At 66.5% G+C, this 19,243-nt stretch carries 15 protein-coding genes; 9 read left to right on the forward strand and 6 right to left on the reverse strand.

Annotated elements, in window-relative coordinates:
• Nucleotides 1-2: 2 nt before the first annotated feature.
• The gene (locus NM961_RS22295; protein WP_255916644.1) at nt 3-737 is read left to right on the forward strand and encodes a RelA/SpoT-related domain-containing protein; all 735 of its coding nucleotides are present in this window, start codon (nt 3-5) and stop codon (nt 735-737) included.
• Nucleotides 738-1,107: 370 nt separating this feature from the next.
• Here NM961_RS22295 and NM961_RS22300 read toward each other — a convergent pair whose 3' ends face one another.
• Complete coding sequence (locus tag NM961_RS22300; protein WP_255916645.1) at nt 1,108-1,620, reverse strand: JAB domain-containing protein; 513 nt, start codon at nt 1,618-1,620, stop codon at nt 1,108-1,110.
• A gap of 108 nt (nt 1,621-1,728) precedes the next feature.
• On the opposite strand from NM961_RS22300, the gene NM961_RS22305 reads away from it, so the two are divergent.
• Nucleotides 1,729-2,043 carry a helix-turn-helix domain-containing protein gene (locus NM961_RS22305; protein ID WP_255916646.1) on the forward strand — a complete coding sequence of 105 codons (315 nt, stop codon included), beginning with the start codon at nt 1,729-1,731 and terminating at the stop codon, nt 2,041-2,043.
• Between the two features lie 189 nt (nt 2,044-2,232).
• Here the strand turns inward: NM961_RS22305 and NM961_RS22310 are convergent, their stop codons facing one another.
• The 4 genes from NM961_RS22310 to NM961_RS22325 all read right to left on the reverse strand — a co-directional run bounded on the left by NM961_RS22310 (nt 2,233) and on the right by NM961_RS22325 (nt 6,096).
• Nucleotides 2,233-3,216: an IS5 family transposase gene (locus NM961_RS22310; RefSeq protein WP_255916647.1), complete on the reverse strand. Its 984-nt coding sequence runs from the start codon at nt 3,214-3,216 to the stop codon at nt 2,233-2,235.
• A 550-nt stretch (nt 3,217-3,766) separates the two neighbouring features.
• A complete protein-coding gene (locus NM961_RS22315; RefSeq protein WP_255916648.1) occupies nt 3,767-4,609 on the reverse strand; it encodes a class I SAM-dependent methyltransferase in 843 nt (280 codons plus the stop codon).
• A 183-nt stretch (nt 4,610-4,792) separates the two neighbouring features.
• Nucleotides 4,793-5,290 (reverse strand): dihydrofolate reductase, encoded by a 498-nt coding sequence (locus tag NM961_RS22320; RefSeq protein ID WP_255916667.1) that lies wholly within the window; start codon nt 5,288-5,290, stop codon nt 4,793-4,795.
• Between the two features lie 11 nt (nt 5,291-5,301).
• Nucleotides 5,302-6,096 carry a thymidylate synthase gene (locus NM961_RS22325; protein WP_255916649.1) on the reverse strand — a complete coding sequence of 265 codons (795 nt, stop codon included), beginning with the start codon at nt 6,094-6,096 and terminating at the stop codon, nt 5,302-5,304.
• 125 nt (nt 6,097-6,221) lie between these two features.
• On the opposite strand from NM961_RS22325, the gene NM961_RS22330 reads away from it, so the two are divergent.
• From NM961_RS22330 to dusB, 7 genes are all read left to right on the forward strand, one after another.
• Nucleotides 6,222-7,232: an AIM24 family protein gene (locus tag NM961_RS22330; protein WP_255916650.1), complete on the forward strand. Its 1,011-nt coding sequence runs from the start codon at nt 6,222-6,224 to the stop codon at nt 7,230-7,232.
• 142 nt (nt 7,233-7,374) lie between these two features.
• A complete protein-coding gene (locus tag NM961_RS22335) occupies nt 7,375-8,721 on the forward strand; it encodes an ATP-binding protein (protein WP_255916651.1) in 1,347 nt (448 codons plus the stop codon).
• Nucleotides 8,684-9,235, forward strand: coding sequence for a response regulator transcription factor (locus NM961_RS22340; protein ID WP_255916652.1), 552 nt, complete (start codon nt 8,684-8,686; stop codon nt 9,233-9,235). The genes NM961_RS22335 and NM961_RS22340 overlap by 38 nt, the downstream gene beginning before the upstream one ends.
• Nucleotides 9,236-9,440: 205 nt before the next feature.
• Complete coding sequence (locus tag NM961_RS22345) at nt 9,441-10,673, forward strand: efflux RND transporter periplasmic adaptor subunit (protein ID WP_255916653.1); 1,233 nt, start codon at nt 9,441-9,443, stop codon at nt 10,671-10,673.
• A gap of 419 nt (nt 10,674-11,092) precedes the next feature.
• Entirely contained in the window at nt 11,093-14,224 is a 3,132-nt protein-coding gene (locus NM961_RS22350) for an efflux RND transporter permease subunit (protein WP_255916654.1), read from the forward strand.
• Nucleotides 14,221-17,364 (forward strand): efflux RND transporter permease subunit, encoded by a 3,144-nt coding sequence (locus NM961_RS22355; RefSeq protein ID WP_255916655.1) that lies wholly within the window; start codon nt 14,221-14,223, stop codon nt 17,362-17,364. Before NM961_RS22350 ends, NM961_RS22355 begins: the two co-directional genes overlap by 4 nt.
• A gap of 84 nt (nt 17,365-17,448) precedes the next feature.
• Nucleotides 17,449-18,465, forward strand: a complete 1,017-nt coding sequence (dusB, locus tag NM961_RS22360) for a tRNA dihydrouridine synthase DusB (protein WP_255916656.1) — start codon at nt 17,449-17,451, stop codon at nt 18,463-18,465.
• 183 nt (nt 18,466-18,648) lie between these two features.
• Here the strand turns inward: dusB and NM961_RS22365 are convergent, their stop codons facing one another.
• A complete protein-coding gene (locus NM961_RS22365) occupies nt 18,649-19,224 on the reverse strand; it encodes a hypothetical protein (protein WP_255916657.1) in 576 nt (191 codons plus the stop codon).
• Nucleotides 19,225-19,243: the final 19 nt, after the last annotated feature.

Below are 19,243 nucleotides of genomic sequence, written 5' to 3' on the forward strand. Positions count from 1 at the left end.
TCGTGACCAAGGACGCAGAAAAGAAACCTGGCCGAATTCGCCAGAAATCACCAACCGAGAGACAAGTCAGCGATCTCGTAGCTCACTTCGAAGCAAGACGCGACCAGTTCGAATTGTTTCGAAGACAAGTTGTCGATTTTTTTTCTGCACAAAAACGATTTACATCACCCCCTCTTCCTCTGATTCACTCGGTGAAGTCGCGCCTGAAAGATTCGGGTCATCTGAAAGAGAAAATTCGACGCAAATGGCAGGATGGCGCAATAACGAAAGACACATTATTTAGTCGAATCACTGACTTAGCTGGCGTCCGAGTAATACATCTCTACTCACAACAATTCCCATCAATTCACCGAGCGATCCACCAACATGTGGACGCAGGGGCATGGTCGCTGCATGAGCCCCCGATAGCTTACAGTTGGGATCCGGAAGCAAGCAGCTTCTTCAGGGATTTGGGGCTGGCCGCCGAACAACGCGACTCGTATTACACCAGCATTCATTACGTTGTTAAACCGCAGAGCAGTTCTCAGCTCTGTTGTGAGATTCAGGTCAGAACACTATTTGAGGAGGCATGGGGCGAAATCGACCACGCACTCAACTATCCTGAAAAGACTTCGCTGCTACCATGCAGGGAACAGTTAAGAGTGCTTGCCAAACTTGCTTCAACTGGAACCCGACTTGCTGATTCAATATTTGCAGCAGCAGCAGACATGGGGAAATCGTTCATAAGCAACGAATAGCGCGTTTCGCATCACAACAAACTAAAAATACACACCTTCTGACGTGACGCGAATAGCATTTCAAGTGTGAGAAGCCTAATTGGCATAAGTTAGTTTTACCCCTGAATTTCGGACACTCATTTAAGCGGCGCGCGCTCTCGAACTGCTTTGGGCTGAGGTAGCCCAGCGTCGAGTGAAAGCGGTTTTGAGTGTAATCAACTTCGATGTAACCGAACAACGACAACGGGGCTAGGTTAACTTCCTCCGACGCAGCGGCCGTAGCAGACACACGCCGATTCGCCTATCCGCGCATAGTCCGGTGCCGACTTGGCTTTGCTGCAAGCCAACCTGATCCCGCTAGTCCGGCAACCTCACGCTGGACTTCGTCTAGCTACCTTTCCAATCTCGACTTCTCAGCACCGCCTACTCCACAGAGAGAGACGGGCGCAACCGAACGAGTAACCAAGAAATGATCAACTAAGCGCACGCCGATGTAGTCCAAAGCTTGGCGAAGCTCCGCCGTCAACCCGACATCATCCTTTGACGGAACAGCCCAGTTTGACGGGTGATTGTGCGCAAACGCCACAGCTGATGCATTGGCGTCCAGTGCGGCACGCAATACCTCCCGGATCGGAACGAAAGTCCAGTCGATAGTGCCTTTAAACATTTCCTCAAAAGCAATCAGGCGCAGATGGTTGTCCAGCCACGCCGCAGCGAATACCTCGTGGTCGTATTCAGCGAGCTTCAGGCGAAACCAGTCACCAAGTACACGGGGGCTATTTAGCACGATCCCGGGCTTGCGAGCCCTGAGTTCCAGAGACCGAAGCGCTCGGGCTACCAAGCGCTGATGCCGTGTCTCGGCATCAAACGCTTTGTTCTTGGCGATACCCCGTACGTTGGCCATGAGAGCCTTCCTTGGCATCGAGCTTCCTGTCGCCAAGTATACGAAACATAGCACTTTAGTCAATGAAACAGAGACGACAATTTCAGGGCTTCTCGCGAAACTTCGGCCATGGATACTTTCGGCAGCCGAATGAAAGCCTTGCGCAGCGAGCGCGGCCTCACGCAGGAAGACTTAGCACATGAGGTCGGCGTCACGAAGGGCGCAATTTCCCAGTGGGAACGCGATGGCACGGAACCGAATTTCGCAGCATTGGCGGTCATCGCCCGGACACTCGGGGTTTCCCTCGACGGACTGATCCTCGGTCCGGCCGCTACTTTCACGGCCGAAGCCAGCCTGACAACCAAGGAAGCTGAGCTGCTCGCCCTGTTCCGCAGCCTATCCGCCAAGAAGCGCACCGCTCTCCTTGTCCTGCTGGATCTTTAAGCGTCTTCTCGGACCGCGGGCGCCGTAGGAATTTTCCGATGCCCACTCTGGAGTTTCCTTAGGAAAGGTCTGAACAAGCCTCGAAAGTTGCCTGCCTAAAGGGTCTGCCGACCTGACGAAGGCAATGAAATCGACGCGGAACTCGAAAACAGCCTTGCACAGGCCGCAAACAGCGGCCTTGGTGCCGCATTAGGCGGCCTTCAGACGCAACTCTCCCGTCATCGCCAATAGCCGCTTGCGCGCCATCCACAGGTTCGACAGCGCGAACAACGTCAGGATCTGGCCCGTATTCTTCGCCAGTCCTTTGAAGCGTACTTTCACATAGCCGAACTGGCATTTCAGCACACGGAACGGGTGCTCAACGCGAGCGCGGATGCCTGCCTTGCGCTTCTCTTCCTTCTCGATCTCACGTTTCTTGTCACCCCCCGGCAACGCTTTCACGCTGCCGCGCTTTCGGGCAATCTGCCAATCCAGGCCTTTGCGTGCGGTGCGCTTATCGGCACCCGTGTAGCCCGCATCGGCGTGCACTACCGACTCCTTGCCGTGCAGCAGGTAGTCCGCTTCGTTGACATCCGCCTCATTGGCGGGCGTCGTCGTCACCGTGTGCACCAATCCCGAATCGACATCCACGCCGATATGCGCCTTCATGCCGAAGTACCACTGCTCGCCTTTCTTGGTCTGATGCATTTCCGGATCGCGCTCCCCGTCCGCATTCTTCGTCGAACTCGGTGCTGCGATGATCGCCGCATCCACGATCGTTCCACGCTTGAGCATCAATCCTTTACGCGACAGATACCCGTTGACCCGTGCCAGAATGTCGGCACCCAGCTCGTAGGTTTCCAGCAGCCGCCGGAAGTTCAGGATCGTTGTCTCGTCGGGGATCGGCTTCGTCAAGGACAAGCCGGCGAACTGACGCATCGACGCGATCTCGTACAGCGACTCCTCCATCGCCGGGTCGCTCAGACCGAACCAGTTCTGCATCAGGTGTACCTTCAGCATCACTTTCAGAGGATAGGGCGGCCGGCCGTTACCCGCCTTCGGATAGAACGGCTCGATCAGGTTCAGCAGGATCGTCCACGGAATCACCTGCTCCATCTCTGCCAGGAACGTTTCCCGGCGTGTACGCTTGCGCTTGCTCGCATATTCGCCGTCACCGAAGCTCATCTGGTCCATCGCCTGCGTTCCTGCCTGGGGTTGGGCTATCTCAGCACATTTAGGCAGGCTTGTTCAGACCTTCCTTAGCCTGCAGCAACCGCAATGCCGCTAGCCTTTCCTGCAGCGACCACACCCCGGATTCAAGCAGCGAGGAGTGAAAGCCGGTCGGACATTTGCGCTCGTGGTCGGCACTGTCCGGCTGGCGCCAAGAGCTTTTCGGGGCCGCCGAACCGCCCTTCCGTTCGCCGTCATTCCCTATCAGGAAACGCTTTTTTGGACTCCGCAGACGCGAAAAGCGCTTCCCGTCGGGCTATTTGCCTTGTGGTCGACACTTTCCGGCTATCCCGAGGGGCTTTTTGCCTCTCCGTTGACGCTTTTTTGCCCAACGGAAGCGCTTTCCGGGTTTCCTGAGGCGCTCAAAGCCTCTCCACTCGGGCTTTTTGGCCATCCGCCAGCACTTTCAGCGCCTCGATTGACGCTTTTTTGCTCAACGGAGCGGCTCTCGCGCTATCCCTCGGCGCTTTTTCCGCCAACGCAAGGGCTTTCCGGGTATCCGCTGGCGCTCCGTTCAACGCCGCACCGCCAGTACGCCATCCAGCGCCAACTGCGCCTTGAACCCCGCCTTTTCCAGCCGCTTTTCCACTTCCCGCGGCACATCGCGTCCGCTGGTCAGTTTGTTCGGCCTGCCGGTGTAGTGGAACAAGCGGCCGCCGCGGCGCAGGACGCGGGCGAGGTGGTCGTAGAAGGTTTGCGAATAGAGTTCGCCGGCGATGCCGAAGCGGGGTGGGTCGTGCAGCAGGGCGTCTACGCTGGCGTCGGCAATTTGGAGGATGGCCTGGGAGATATCGGCGTGGGTGAGTTGCAGGCGGCCGCTGCTGGATGGCGCGTCCGGATCGGGCGACCACGGGTTTAATGTGCGCAGCCAGAGGACGTCAGGATTTTTCTCGAAGGAGAGAATGCGCGCGGCTTGCGCTTCGAGGCAGCAGGCGGCGAAGTAGCCCAGGCCGCCGCAGGTGTCGAGTACGGTCTTGCCGCGCGGCTCGATCAGGGCGACCTTGCGGCGCGCGTCCTCGAACGGGGATTCCCTGGACGTCGGCAGCATCTTGATGCCGTCGATCTCGAAGGTGGGTGCGCCCCATTCGGTAGGCACCAGCTTGATCAGCGAACCGGAGAAGCGTGCGGCGGGCGAGAAATCCTCACCATCCCAGTAGTAGAGAGTGCGGTCTTTCAGTGCCGGCGGATAGGGATAGCGGCGCTCATGCCAGTGCCAGCCGTCCGCGTCCAGTCGCGCTTCGCCTTGCGAGCGTTCCAGATCCAGCGAACCGCTCCAGTTTTCGGCACCGGCTTGGCGCGCAGCGAGCAGCGCCTTGGCGCTGGCCTGGGTGAGCAAAGGGCCGGTGTAGTGCGTCACTGGAAAACTCCCGCGAAATAGGCTGACCGACCCCGCATTGAAGCCGACGCATCGCCAGTATCTGTACCATCATGCGCACGGCCGGCACTTGCCCAGTCCTGCGCCGGGGCGACGCTTTCGCGCAACGCCCGGCATGCCGGCAACATCGGGCAGCGAAGCATCAACGCGCACCGCTCGCGCGGCTCACTTCGCCCGCTCGAATTCCACAAATTCAAAACCTGCCGCATGCCGCGCATCGGCCGGATGCGCAATGCGCGAGACTTCGCGCCAGTGCGTCGGATCCAGCGGCGGGAACCAGGTATCCGCATCCGCTACCTGCGTATCCACTTCGGTCAGATACAAGCGCTGCGCCTCGGCCAAGGTCAGGCGATAGACCTCGCCGCCGCCGACCACCATCAGCTCATCGCCGCCGGCAGCGGCAATGCGTTGCTGCGCTTCGGCCACGGATGCAACCGTTTCCTGACCTGCGAACGGCGCGGCAGCGCTGCGCGTAAGCACGAGATTGCGCCGCCCCGGCAAGGCGCGGCCTATGGAAAGCGCCGTCTTGCGTCCCATCAGCACGGGCTTGCCCAGGGTCACGCGCTTGAAGTGCGCCAGATCATCGGGCAGATGCCAGGGCATGGCGCCAGCTCGGCCTATGGCGTGGTTGCGATCCAGCGCCACGACCAGGCTCAGGCGCACCGCCGCGGCGTTCATACCGCGACCTGGCCCTTGATCGCGGCGTGGGACTGGTAATCCTCGATCACGATGTCTTCGTAGCGGAAGTCGAACAGCGAGCGCACCTGCGGATTCAGGCGCAGCCGCGGCAGCGGCAGCGGCGCGCGGGTGAGCTGCTCGCGTACCTGGTCCAGATGATTCAGGTACAAGTGCGCATCGCCGAAGGTATGCACGAAATCGCCGGGCTGCAGATCGCACACCTGGGCGATCATGTGGGTCAGCAGCGCATAGCTGGCGATATTGAACGGCACGCCGAGGAAGACATCGGCGGAACGCTGGTAGAGCTGGCAGGACAGTCGGCCGTTGGCCACGTGGAACTGGAACAGCGCGTGGCAGGGCATCAGCGCCATGCGCTCCAGCTCGCCCACGTTCCAGGCGCTGACGACCAGGCGGCGCGAATCCGGGTTGCGCCGGATCTCGTCCACCACCCAGCGGATCTGGTCGATGGTGCGGCCGTCGGCGCCTTCCCAGGCGCGCCACTGCTTGCCGTAGACCGGGCCGAGATTGCCCTCGGCATCGGCCCATTCGTCCCAGATGCTGACCTTGTTGTCGCGCAGGTAAGCGATGTTGGTATCGCCGCGCAGGAACCACAGCAGTTCGTGCACGATGGCGCGCAGGTAGAGTTTCTTGGTCGTGACCAGCGGGAAACCCTGGGCCAGGTCGAAGCGCAGCTGGCGGCCGAACACGCTGAGCGTGCCGGTGCCGGTGCGGTCGTCCTTGCGCACGCCGTGGTCGAGGATGTCCTGGATCAGGTCGAGATAGGCACGCATAGGGCCGGCATGGTAGCCGAGGACGCCGCCCCGGTCAGCCGCCGACAGTGCAGGCAGTCCTACCTGACGCCGTCATGCGCTGGGCTTACACTCGCGCCTCCTACACCATTCCGGAGCGGTACGCCATGGCGCAGTGGTTCTTCAATTACAACGGCCACCAGATCGGTCCGCTGGAGGATGCCGCCGCACGCGAACAGGCCCGGCGCAATACCGGCGGGCATTGCTGGCGCCAGGGTTTCACCGATTGGCTGCCGATTGCCGAAGTGGCCGAACTCAAGGACAGCCTGGCCCCGGCCGCCCCCGCAGCCGCCGCGCCGCCGGTGCTGCGCAAGGCCGGCCAGCGCGGTTCGGACGAGATTGACTACCGCATCTTCGGTTCCGACATGCAGTTCGTCGAAGTGGAGCTGGACCCGGGCGAAAGCGCCATCGCCGAGGCCGGCTCCATGATGTACAAGGAAGCCGTCGTGCAGCTGGACACCGTGTTCGGCGACGGCTCGCAGCAGAACAACAGCAGCGGCTTCATGGGCAAGCTGCTTTCCGCCGGCAAGCGCGTGATTACCGGCGAAAGCCTGTTCACCACCGTATTCACCCACGGCGGCAGCAGCGGCAAGGCCAAGGTCGCGTTCGCGGCGCCCTACCCCGGCACCATCGTGCCGATGAAGCTGAGCGATTTCGGCGGCCGCCTGATCTGCCAGAAAGACAGCTTCCTCTGCGCCGCGCGCGGCGTGTCCATCGGCATCTTCTTCCAGCGCAAGATCCTCACCGGCCTGTTCGGCGGCGAGGGCTTCATCATGCAGAAGCTGGAAGGCGACGGCCTGGCCTTCATCCACGCCGGCGGCACCATCGTCGAACGCCAGCTGGCACCGGGCGAGCGCCTGGACGTGGACACCGGCTGCGTGGTCGCGCTGACCGACGGCGTGGGCTTCGACGTCAAGCCGGTCGGCGGCATCAAGAGCATGCTGTTCGGCGGCGAAGGCCTGTTCCTGGCCACCCTGACCGGGCCGGGCAAGGTCTGGATGCAGTCGCTGCCGTTCTCGCGCATGGCCGGGCGCATGCTGGCCGGCGCCCGCGGCGGCAAGGAGGAGGGTTCCATCCTCGGCGGCCTGGGCGACCTGATCTCCGGAGACCGCAGCTGAGCCAGGCCGCGCCAGGCAGGCCGCGCCGCACGGTGGCGGCGCGCGCTGTTGGCCTGTGTGGCGCAAGCCTGCGTGGCATCGGCCTTTACGGCACGCGCCCGCGCCGCACAGGCCTGCGCGGCGTGCACCCGGGAGCGGCCGCATGAACGTGCGCCGCCCCGAATTCGGCGTCCCCGCGGTCGCGCGCACCCTGGCCTGGCTGCGTTTCTCCGCCGTGATCGGCCAGACCGCGACGGTGCTGTTCGTCACCCGCGGCCTGGGCATTGCGCTGGACCAGCGCCATCTCTATACCGGCATCGCCGCGCTGGGCGTGTTCGCCCTGCTGGTGGCCTGGCGCCTGGGCCGGGACTGGCCGGTGAGCGCGGCCGAGCTGATGTTGCACGTGGCCATAGACACCATCGTGCTCGGTTGGCTGCTCTACCTCACCGGCGGCGCCACCAACCCCTTCGCCGCGCTGCTGCTGATGCCGATTACCCTGGTCGCCACGGCACTGAGCCCGCGCCACGTGATCGCGGTGGCGCTGATGTCGCTGGGCACCTACGTCGTGGTGCTGCGCTGGAACCAGCCGCTGCCGCCCCTGGGCGCCAGCCTGCATGTGCTGGGCATGGCCATGTCCTTCCTCATCAGCGCCGCCCTGCTGGGCTGGTTCATCTCGCGCCTGGCCCTGGTGCTGCGGGACAACCAGGCCCTGGCCCAGCGCATCCGCGAACGCGCCCTGCGCGACGAGGGCATCCTGGCCATCGCCACCCAGGCGGCCGGCGCCGCGCACGAGCTGAACACGCCGCTGTCGACCATGCGCACCCTGATCACCGAGCTGCGCCGCGAACATACCGAAGGCGTGCTGGCCGAGGACCTGGCCCTGCTCGATTCGCAGATCGAACGCTGCCGCGACAGCCTGCGCGAGCTGGTCGCCGTGGGCAAGGCGCAGCTGGCCCAGGCCAGCGAACGGCGCCGGCTCGGCGATTTCGTGGCCGAATGCAGCCACCGCTACGGACTGCTGCGGCCGGAGGTGAGCCTGGCGGTGGAGCTGCCCGAAACCACCGCCGAGCTGGCCCTGAACCTGCCGCCCGGCCTGCGCCACGCCCTGCTCAACCTGCTCAACAACGCTGCCGATGCCTCGCGGGCGAACGGGGCGGACCGCATCGGGCTGCAGGTCAGCCAGGTCGGCGACAGCATCGAATTCCGCGTGCGCGACCAGGGCGCCGGCTTCGCCGCCGGCATGGACGCGGCGCTGGGCAATCCCTTCCACAGCAGCAAGAGCACCGGCCTGGGCATAGGCCTGGCCCTGGCCGATGCCACGGCCGAGCGCCTCGGCGGTACTCTCTATGCGCGCGAAACTGGCGGCGCCGGCGTGGAAACCGTGCTGGCCTTGCCGCTGCGGCCGCTGCTGGCCGACAGCACCCGCGATACCGTTGCCTCCCCTTCACCCGCTGCTGTGGACACTGCTGCGCATGGACAAGCCCGAACGCCTGCTGCTGATCGACGATGACGAAACCTTCGCCCGGGTGCTGGCGCGCGCGCTGGGCGCCCGCGGCTTCCAGGTCAGCGTCGCGCACGACGCGGCCAGCGCGCTGAGCCTGCTGCGGCGCGAACATCCCACGCATGCCGTGCTCGATCTCAAGCTGGGCGCCGACAACGGCCTGACCCTGATCCCGCAGCTGCTGGCCATAGCGCCGCACCTGCGCATCCTGCTGCTGACCGGCTATGCCTCGATCGCGACCGCGGTGGAGGCGATCAAGCGCGGCGCCCACGACTACCTGGCCAAGCCGGTCGACGCTGACGCCATCGTGCGCGCCCTGCGCGACGACGAAGGCGCCGAGCCGGAAGCCGCCGCGCCGGCCGGCGAACATGCGCCGCCGCTGCGCCGGCTGGAGTGGGAACATATCCAGCGCGTGCTGGTCGAGAGCGAGGGCAATATCTCCGAGGCCGCGCGCCGGCTCGGCCTGCACCGCCGCACCCTGCAGCGCAAGCTGGCCAAGCATCCGGTGCGTGAACGCGGCTGAGGCCGCGCGCGACCGCCGCCGGCCGCCGCTCATCCAACCACCGGCCATCCAGCCGTAACACGTATCCAGACAATCTCCAGGCCAGACCGCAACGCTATCCAGGCAGTGCCGTAGCGCCTGTCAACCGAATCTCCGCCGCGGCGTTGGGCTTCCGGGGAGGTTCGCGGCAGGCCGAACCGGAACGACATAACCCAAGGAACCAGGCATGTCCCGCGGCAAGATCATCGTCATCCTCATCGGTGTGGCACTGGCCGGCTTCGTCGGCTACCGCATGTACAGCGGCAGCGGCGGCGGCGCATCCCCGGGCGCCGGCATGCGTCGCGGCGGCGGTGGTGCTGACGCGGATGCCCCCATCCCGGTCACCGCGGTGGCCGCGGCGGTGGAGAACGTGCCGCTCAACCTCGACGCCCTGGGCACGGTGCAGGCGCTCAACACCGTCAGCGTGCGGCCCCAGGTCGGCGGTCAGATCGAGGCCGTACTGTTCCGCGAAGGCCAGGAGATCGCCAAGGACGAGGTGATCGCGCGCATCGACGCCCGCAGCTACCAGGCCCAGCTCGACCAGGCCGTGGCCAAGAAAAAGCAGGACGAGGCCCAGCTCGGCGGCGCGCGTTCCACCCTCAAGCGCTACGAGGAACTGATGCAGAAAAACTTCGTCGCGGCGCAGGACCTGGAAAACCAGCGCCACACCGTGCGCCAGCTCGAAGCCCAGGTCGCCGCCGACGAAGCTGCCATCGCCAATGCCCGGGTGCAACTGGGCTATACCACCATACGCGCGCCCATCGCCGGGCTGGCCGGCATACGCCAGGTCGATGTCGGCAATATCGTGCAGGGCGGGCAGAGCGACGCCATCGTCGTGCTGACCCAGGTGCATCCCATCAATGTGATCTTCACCCTGCCGGAACAGCAGCTGGAGCGGGTGCGCGCGGCCGGGCCGGATCTGAAGGTCAGCGCCCGCGACCGCGCCGACAACCGCGTCGTGGCCGAGGGCCGCCTGAGCGTGATCGACAACCAGATCGACGCGGCCACGGGCTCGTTCAAGCTCAAGGCCGAATTCAGCAACGATGCGAACACCTTGTGGCCGGGCCAGTTCGTCAACGTGCGGCTGGAAGTCGGCGCCCTGGCCAACGCCCTGACCGTGCCCAGCCAGGCGCTGCAGCGCGGCCCCGACGGCGCCTATGTCTACGTGGTGAAAGAGGACTCCACCGTCGCCCTGCAGCCGGTCAAGGCCGGCGCCGAGACGGGCAACGGCAAGACTGTTGTAATGGAAGGCCTGCAGGCCGGCGAGCGCGTGGTCAGCGAAGGCCAGTTCCGCCTCAAGCCCGGTGCCAAGGTGCTGGCCCTGGCCCCGGGCGAGGCACCGCCCGCACCGGCTGCGCCGGCGGCAGGCGAAGCCGGCCAATCCGGCGAAACGCCGCGCCGACGGCGCAGCGGCGGCTGAGCGGACACGCCCATGCACGGCCGCAGCGCTTCAATTCCCCCTCCTCCGGCCCCGCCGGGGACGAGAGCTGGGACGCCCTGCTCCCTCTCCCCCGACCGCGTCGGGGGAGAGGGTTGGGGTGAGGGGGCGACGCGGACGATGGCGGCGCGGCGAGGCTTTCGCCGCGCTATCGGCGCGATTACCGGGGCGAAAAGGCATTTCGTCGTAGTGCGCGCCGGTTCCGCCGAAAACCTGCCGGTGCGGAAAACTGAAACACCGCCCCCTCACCCAACCCTCTCCCCCAAGCGAGCTTGGGGGGTGAGCGGGACGTCGCTCAGAACCGCAGGTTCTGACGTCCCCGAACGCCCAACGGGCCGGAGAGGGCTTGAGCGCAAGCCAGCTGATCGCACCGACGCCCAGCCTCAGCGGAACGAAACGTAATGTCATTTTCCACACTTTTCATCCGCCGCCCCGTCGCCACCTCGCTGCTGATGGCGGCGCTGGTGCTGCTGGGACTGCTGGGCTACCGCAAGCTGCCGGTGTCGGCGCTGCCGGACATCGATGCGCCCAACCTGCAGGTGACCACGCAGTATCCGGGCGCCAGTCCCAGCACCATCGCCGCGCTGGTGACCACGCCGCTGGAGCGCCAGTTCGGCCAGATCTCGGGCCTGACCCTGATGACCTCGGACAGCTCCGCCGGCCTGTCCACCATCAACCTGCAATTCCATGTGGACCGCGATATCGATGCCGCCGCCCAGGACGTGCAGGCCGCGATCAACGCCGCGCGCGGCACCCTGCCCTCAGGCCTGCCGTATCCGCCGGTATACAACAAGGTCAATCCGGCCGATGCGCCGATCATGACCCTGATGCTGTCCTCGCAGACGCTGCCTTTGCGCGAAGTGAACAATTACGCCGACAGCATCCTGGCGCAGAAGCTGTCCCAGGTCAGCGGCGTGGGCCTGGTCAGCATCGCCGGCAATGTGCGGCCGGCGGTGCGCATCCAGGTCAATCCCGGCCAGCTGGCCAACCTGGGCCTGACCATCGAGGACGTGCGCAGCGCGCTGACCCAGCTCAACGTGAACGCGCCCAAGGGTTCGCTCAACGGCACGGTGCAGTCCTTCAGCATAGGCACCAACGACCAGCTGCGCGATGCTGCCGCCTACCGCGACGCCATCATCAGCTGGCGCGACAACGCGGCGGTCCGGCTCAAGGATGTCGCCACCGTCGCCGACGGCGTGGAGAACGACCAGGTCTCGGCCTGGGCCAACGGCAAGCCGGCGGTGCTGCTGGATATCCGCCGCCAGCCCGGCGCGAACATCGTCAGCACCGTGGAACAGGTGCAGGCCATCCTGCCGCAGTTGCGCGCGGTGCTGCCGGCGGGCGTGGAGCTGGACGTGTTCGCCGACCGCACCGTGACCATCCGCGCCTCGGTGCACGATGTGCAGTTCACCCTGGTGCTGACCGTGATCCTGGTGGTCGCGGTGATCTTCGTCTTCCTGCGCCGGCTCTGGGCCACCGTGATTCCCGGCGTGGCCGTGCCACTGTCGCTGCTGGGCACCTTCGCGGTGATGAGCTTCGCCGGTTTCTCGCTGGACAATCTCTCGCTGATGGCGCTCACCGTCGCCACCGGCTTCGTCGTCGACGATGCCATCGTGATGATCGAGAACATCGTGCGCTACCTGGAGAAAGGCCACGACGGACGCAGCGCCGCGGAGATCGGCGCACGCGAGATCGCCTTCACCGTGATCTCGCTGACGGTGTCGCTGATCGCGGTATTCCTGCCGCTGCTGCTGATGCCCGGCGTCACCGGCCGCCTGTTCCACGAATTCGCCTGGGTGCTGACGATTGCGGTGGCGCTGTCGGCCCTGGTCTCGCTGACCCTGACGCCGATGATGTGTGCCTACCTGCTGCGTCCCGGCGAAGTGCACAGCGACGACGAGGAACACGACCGCAGCGGCTTCTACGGCCGCGTGCTGGATGCCTACGACCGCAGCCTGGTCTGGGTGCTGGATCACCCGCGCTTCACCATGGCGGTGGCCGCGGCCTCGGTCGCGCTGACCGCGCTGCTGTACCTGGCCATTCCCAAGGGCCTGCTGCCGGAACAGGACACGGGCCTCATCACCGCGGTGGTCGAGGCCGACGAGAACATCGCCTTCCCGCTGATGCAGCAGCGCGTCGAAGCCGCGGCGCAGGCGCTGCGCGGCGTGCCCGACGTGGCCGGCGTGGCCGCCTTCGTCGGCGCCGGCGCGATCAACCCCACCTTGAACCAGGGCCAGCTCAGCATCGTGCTGAAGCCGCGCGGCCAGCGCCGCGGCCTGGATGCAGTGGTGCCGGCGCTGCAGCAGGCCACCGCGCGCATTCCGGCCATCGCGGTCTATCTCAAGCCGGTGCAGGACGTGGCCCTGGACAGCCGCGTGGGCGCCACCGAATACCAGTACACGCTCAGCGGCGTGGATGCGAACGAGGTCGGCGACGCCGCCGCGCGCATGACCGCGGCGCTGCGCCAGCGCGCCGAGCTGGCCGACGTGGACAACAACCTCGCCAGCAAGGGCCTGCAGCTGCTGCTGAGCATAGACCGCGACCAGGCCAGCCGCCTGGGCGTAGCCATACAGAGCATCGACGACACCTTGTACAGCGCCTTCGGCCAGCGCCAGGTGTCGACCATCTTCACCGAGCTCAATCAGTACCGCGTGGTGCTGGAAGTGGCGCCGCAGTTCCGCAGCAGCGGCGATCTGCTGGACAAGCTCACCGTGCGCGCCAGCGGCGGCGGCGCCGTCGCCGGCAGCAGCGCCGGCAGCGGCACGGTGCCGCTGTCGGCGGTGGCCCGCGGCAGCGTGACCAATGCGCCGCTGGTGATCGCGCACCAGGACCAGCTGCCCGCCGTCACCATCGGCTTCAACACTGCGCCGGGCCATTCGCTGTCGCAGGCAGTGGAGGCGATACGTGCAGTGGAGGCGCAGCTGCGCATTCCTGCCTCGATCCGCACCGGCTTCGTCGGCAAGGCGGCGGAGTTCTCCGCCTCGCAGGCGAACGAGCTGCTGCTGATCCTGGCCGCGGTGCTGGTGATCTACATCGTGCTGGGCGTGCTGTACGAGAGCTACATCCACCCGCTGACGATTCTCTCCACCCTGCCGCCGGCCGGCGTGGGCGCGCTGCTCGCGCTGTACCTGTGCGGCATGAGCCTGTCCATCGACGGCATCGTCGGCATCATCCTGCTCATCGGCATCGTCAAGAAGAACGCGATCATGATGATCGACTTCGCTATCGAAGCGCAGCGCGGCGGCCTGGCGGCGCGCGCGGCCATACACCGCGCCTGCCTGCTGCGCTTCCGCCCGATCATGATGACCACGGCCGCGGCCCTGCTCGGCGCGCTGCCGCTGGCCCTGGGCAATGGCATAGGCGCGGAGCTGCGCCGGCCGCTGGGCATTTCCATCGTCGGCGGCCTGCTGCTTTCGCAACTTGTCACCTTGTACACCACGCCGGTGATCTACCTGTACCTGGAGCGCGTCAACGACTGGCTCGCGCGCCGGCGCGAACGCCGCGCCGCCGCGGCGGCGGCGGTGGCGCCGTGAGCCTCTCGGCGCCGTTCATACGCCGCCCCATAGGCACCTCGCTGCTGGCTGCCGGCCTGTTCGTCGCCGGCATGATCTGCTACGGCCTGCTCGGCGTGGCGCCGCTGCCGAACGTGGAATTCCCGGCCATCTTCGTCTCCGCCAGCCAGCCCGGCGCCGACGCCGGCACCATGGCGACCACGGTGGCCGCGCCGCTGGAACGGCACCTGGGCCAGATCGCCGGCATCGACGAGATGATGTCCAACAGCAGCGAAGGCAGCGCCTCGGTCAACATCATCTTCGACGCCGGGCGCAATCTCGACAGCGCCGCGCGCGACGTGCAGGCGGCGATCAACGCGGCCGCGCCGGACCTGCCCAGCGGCCTGCGCACCGCGCCGACCTACCGCAAGGCCAATCCCAACAACGCACCCATCATCATCCTCGCGCTGACCTCGCCCAGCCGGCCGCTGGGCGAGCTGTTCAACTACGCCGATTCGCTGGTGGCGCAGCGCCTGCGCCAGCTGCCCGGCGTGGCTGACGTGGACATCGCCGGCGGCGCCACGCCGGCGGTGCGCGTGGACATCAACCTGCGCGCGCTCAATGCGCGCGGCATTTCCGCCGACGACGTGCGCCGCGCCCTGGTCGCGGCCAACGTGACCACGGCCCAGGGCTTTCTCAGCGACGGCCGCACCACCATGGCCATCGCCTCGAACAATTCGCTGCACGAGGCCGAGGAATTCGCCGATCTCATCGTCGCCGTGCGCGACGGCACGCCGGTGTTCCTGCGCGACGTTGCCAAGGTCACGGCCGGCCAGGAAGACCGCTACCAGGCGGCCTGGTTCGATGGCCAGCGCGCCATCCTGCTGTTCGTGCGCAAGCAGGCCGAGGCCAACGTCATCGCGACGGTGGATTCGGTCAAGGCCATGCTGCCGGAACTGCGCACCTGGCTGCCCAGCGATTCGGTGCTGACGCCGTTCCTGGACCGCACGCCGACCATCCGCGCCTCGGTGATGGAAGTGCAGGTCGCGCTGCTGATCAGCCTGGGCCTGGTGATACTGACCATGCTGCTGTTCCTGCGCCGCATCGCGCCGACCCTGATTGCCGGCCTGGCCGTGCCGCTGTCGCTGGCCGGCGGCTTCGGCATCATGTACGTCCTGGGCTTCACCCTGAACAACCTGTCGCTGATGGCGCTGGTCATCGCGATCGGCTTCGTCGTGGACGACGCCATCGTCGTGATCGAGAACATCGCGCGCCACCTGGAGCAAGGCAAGCCGCGGCTGCAGGCGGCGCTGGACGGCGCGCGCGAGATCGGCTTCACCATCGTCTCCATCACCCTGTCGCTGCTGGCGGTGTTCATCCCGCTGATCTTCATGGGCGGCTTCCTCGGCCTGATGTTCCGCGAGTTCGCCATCACCCTGGCGGCGGCGGTCGCGGTCTCGGCCGTGGTCTCGCTGACGGTTACGCCGTCGCTGTGCGCGCAGTTCATGCACCCGCACGGAACGCGCGAGCCGAACTGGCTGGAGCGGCGCATCGACGCCGGCCATGCCTGGAGCGTCGAGGTGTACCGGCGCTGCCTGGACTGGTCGCTGGCCTGGCCGCGGCTGATGGCGACCTTGCCGGCGCTGCTGCTGGTGCTGACCGTCTGGCTCATGATCCTGGTGCCCAAGGGCTTTTTTCCGCAGCAGGACACCGGCCAGCTGCAGGGCTCGACCAATGCCGGCTCGGACGTGTCCTTCGAGGTGCTGGTGGAACGCCAGCAGCGCATCACCGACATCGTGCGCGCCGATCCGGCGGTGGAAAGCGTGGGCGTGCGCGTGGGCGGCGGCCGCTTCGGCGGCGGCGGCGGTTCGGGCACGCTGTTCATCAATCTCAAGCCGCTGGGCGAAGGCCGCAGCGAATCCACCTTCGCGGTGATGACCCGCCTGTCGGAAAAGGCCGGCAAGGTACCCGGCATCCGCCTGCGCCTGCGCCCGGTGCAGGACATCGGCGGCGGCGGTGGAGGCGGCGGTGGCGGCGGCGCGCAGTACAACTATTCCCTGTACGGCACCGACCTGGGCCAGCTGCAGGAATGGACGCCGAAACTGGTCGAGGCGCTGAAGAAACTGCCGCAGCTGCGCGACGTCGGTTCCGACCTGGAAGACGCCGGCCTGCGCCAGAACCTGGAGATCGACCGCGACACCGCCGCGCGCCTGGGCGTCAGCGTGGCCGCGATCAACAGCGCGCTTTACGACGCCTTCGGCCAGCGCCAGGTGTCGACCATCTATTCCGACATCAACCAGTACAAGGTCGTGGTCACCGCCGATCCGGGCCAGGCGGCGACGCCGGCCGCGCTGGAGCGGCTGTACGTGCCGTCCAGCAGCGGCGCCATGGTGCCGATCACGGCGCTCACGCGCACGCGCGATGGCATTGCACCCACATCGGTGCAGCACCGCGGCCAGCTGGCGGTGATGGACGTGTCCTTCGGCCTGGCGCCGGGCGTGGCCATGAGCGATGCGACCAAGCTGATTGCACAGACCATGGCCGGCCTGCGCATGCCCGGCGATATCCGCGGCGATTTCGGCGGCGATTTCCGCCGCTTCCAGCAGCAGCAGAGCGATACGCCGCTGCTGCTGCTCGCGGCGATACTGGCCGTCTACCTGATCCTGGGCATGCTGTACGAGAGCCTGATCCACCCGCTGACCATTCTTTCCACCCTGCCCTCGGCCGGCGTCGGCGCGGTGCTGGCGCTGCTGGTGACCAATACCGAGCTGTCGATCGTCTCGGTAATCGCCATCGTGCTGCTGATCGGCATTGCCAAGAAGAACGCGATCATGATGATCGACTTTGCCCTGGTGGCCGAGCGTGAACACGGCCTGGGCCCGCTGGAGGCGATACGCGAAGCCTGCCTGGTGCGCTTCCGCCCGATCATGATGACCTCGCTGGTGGCCATCTTCAGCGCCCTGCCGCTGGCCATAGGCTTCGGTGCCGGCGCGGAAATGCGCCGGCCGCTGGGCATCGCCATGATCGGCGGGCTGCTGGTCTCGCAGACCCTGACCCTGCTGACCACGCCAGCCATCTACCTGCTGCTGGAGCGGCGCGCCCAGCGCCGCCGCGCCGCCGGCGGCGGCTGGCTGACCCGCCTGCTGCGGCGCGGCGCCGGCCCCGCCGCAGCCGGCCGCTGAAACGCGGCGGCGAATTTCGCCGGACATACCTGGAAATGCAGCGGCGAATTTCGCCGCTGCGGCGGGCACGGGTAAACTGGCGCGATGCACATAGGCCCGCACCGCATAGAACCGCCGCTGATCCTCGCGCCCATGGCCGGCGTGACCGACAAGCCGTTCCGCCAGCTGGCCAAGCGCCTGGGCGCCGGCCTGGCAGTGTCGGAAATGACCACCAGCGACCCGCGCCTGTGGCATACGCGCAAATCCCTGCACCGCATGGACCACGCCGGCGAACCGGCGCCGGTCAGCGTGCAGATCGCCGGCTACGACCCGGCCATGCTGGCCGAGGCGGCGCGCTACAACGTCGCCCACGGCGCCCAGATCATCGACATCAACATGGGCTGCCCGGCCAAGAAGGTGTGCAACGTCTACGCCGGCTCGGCCCTGCTGCAGGACGAGGCGCTGGTCGCGCGCATCGTCGCGGCGGTGGTGCAGGCGGTGGACGTGCCGGTGACGCTGAAGATCCGCACCGGCTGGAACCGCGACAACCGCAACGGCGTCGCCATCGCGCGCATCGCCGAGGACGCCGGCATCGCCGCCCTGGCCGTGCACGGCCGCACCCGCGCCGATCTCTACGAAGGCGAGGCCGAATACGACACCATCGCCGCGATCAAGCAGGCCGTGCGCATTCCGGTACTGGCCAACGGCGATATCGATTCGCCGCAGAAAGCGCAGGCCGTGCTGCGCCACACCGGCGCCGACGGCCTGCTGATCGGCCGCGCCGCCCAGGGCCGGCCCTGGATCTTCCGCGAGATCGCCCATTTCCTCGCCCACGGCGAGCTGCTGCCCGCACCGACGCCGGACGAAATCGCGGCGATCCTGCTGGAGCATCTGCAGCAGCTGCATGGCTTCTATGGCGAACTCCAGGGCGTGCGCATCGCGCGCAAGCACCTGGGCTGGTATGCCAAGGACAGGCCCGAAAACGCCGCCTTCCGCGCCGTGGTCAACCGCGCCGAGACGGCGGCCGAGCAGATACGGCTGACGCGGGAGTTCTTCGAGGCGGGGATCCGGGACGAGGGGATGCGGGATCCGGCGGCGGAGCGTTCGCGCACTGCGGCGTGAAGCCGGGGGCCGGCTTGGGGATTTGCAAGCAGAACCGCGGCTGAAGTCGTTGCGCCGGGGCGGCTGAAAGCAGGCCGTCCCGCGCAACTGCTGCGGACTTCTTGTCCGCCGGATAGCGGATGCGGAAGTTCGGGGCGCACCCGGGACCGAAGCCGCGGCCCGGCGGCACTGAGGCATGCCGTTTCACGCTGCCAGCGTGCCTTCCGCATTCATTCCCGCTGCCGCCATACCGAATCCCGGCCGCGCCGCCGCGGCATTGCGGATGACCGACTGGGTGACCTCGGGGCTACGTGCGCTGCCGTCGCCGGCCGGCAAGTCGCTGCGGCAGGTATCGAATCGGCTCGTTGCGCGGGTACCGGTGACAAAGGCGGCCGGGAGGCTGACGGCCGGCTGGGCGGCGTGGCGGGGTTCGCCGGGGAAAGTCGCTGCCGATTCAGCGCCGATCCCTTCATCGTTGTGGGTGTCCCCAAACGTTCTGTCCCGGAACGCTACGACGGCGGGACGGAGTGCATTGTGGGTGTCCTGAATTACCTCCACGGCTGAACTGGTGGTGCGACGGGGCGTAACGTGGGTGTCCTCAATTGCCTTGGCTGCACCGCGAAGCCCGCGGTGGGTGTCCTGAATGGCTTCGGCGGCAGCTCCGGCGACGCGGCGGAGCAAAAGGTGGGTGTCCCGAATCGCCCCATCGCCCGCGGAACTGGCGGAGAACGCCGGTACGGCCGCCAGCAGTACGGCCAGCAGACAGCAACGCAGGAACATGGATCGGCTCCGGCACGGG

This window comes from Tahibacter harae (assembly GCF_024437735.1).
Taxonomy (GTDB): Bacteria; Pseudomonadota; Gammaproteobacteria; order Xanthomonadales; family Rhodanobacteraceae; genus Tahibacter; species Tahibacter harae.

Excerpts from the sequence above, each read along its gene's own strand:
- dusB (WP_255916656.1), top strand. The coding sequence starts at position 17,449 with ATGCACATAGGCCCGCACCGCATAGAACCGCCGCTGATCCTCGCGCCC.
- NM961_RS22300 (WP_255916645.1), bottom strand. The coding sequence starts at position 1,620 with ATGGCCAACGTACGGGGTATCGCCAAGAACAAAGCGTTTGATGCCGAG.
- NM961_RS22325 (WP_255916649.1), bottom strand. The coding sequence starts at position 6,096 with ATGCGTGCCTATCTCGACCTGATCCAGGACATCCTCGACCACGGCGTG.
- NM961_RS22350 (WP_255916654.1), top strand. The coding sequence starts at position 11,093 with ATGTCATTTTCCACACTTTTCATCCGCCGCCCCGTCGCCACCTCGCTG.
- NM961_RS22335 (WP_255916651.1), top strand. The coding sequence starts at position 7,375 with ATGAACGTGCGCCGCCCCGAATTCGGCGTCCCCGCGGTCGCGCGCACC.
- NM961_RS22330 (WP_255916650.1), top strand. The coding sequence starts at position 6,222 with ATGGCGCAGTGGTTCTTCAATTACAACGGCCACCAGATCGGTCCGCTG.
- NM961_RS22365 (WP_255916657.1), bottom strand. The coding sequence starts at position 19,224 with ATGTTCCTGCGTTGCTGTCTGCTGGCCGTACTGCTGGCGGCCGTACCG.
- NM961_RS22345 (WP_255916653.1), top strand. The coding sequence starts at position 9,441 with ATGTCCCGCGGCAAGATCATCGTCATCCTCATCGGTGTGGCACTGGCC.
- NM961_RS22305 (WP_255916646.1), top strand. The coding sequence starts at position 1,729 with ATGGATACTTTCGGCAGCCGAATGAAAGCCTTGCGCAGCGAGCGCGGC.
- NM961_RS22340 (WP_255916652.1), top strand. The coding sequence starts at position 8,684 with ATGGACAAGCCCGAACGCCTGCTGCTGATCGACGATGACGAAACCTTC.
- NM961_RS22310 (WP_255916647.1), bottom strand. The coding sequence starts at position 3,216 with ATGGACCAGATGAGCTTCGGTGACGGCGAATATGCGAGCAAGCGCAAG.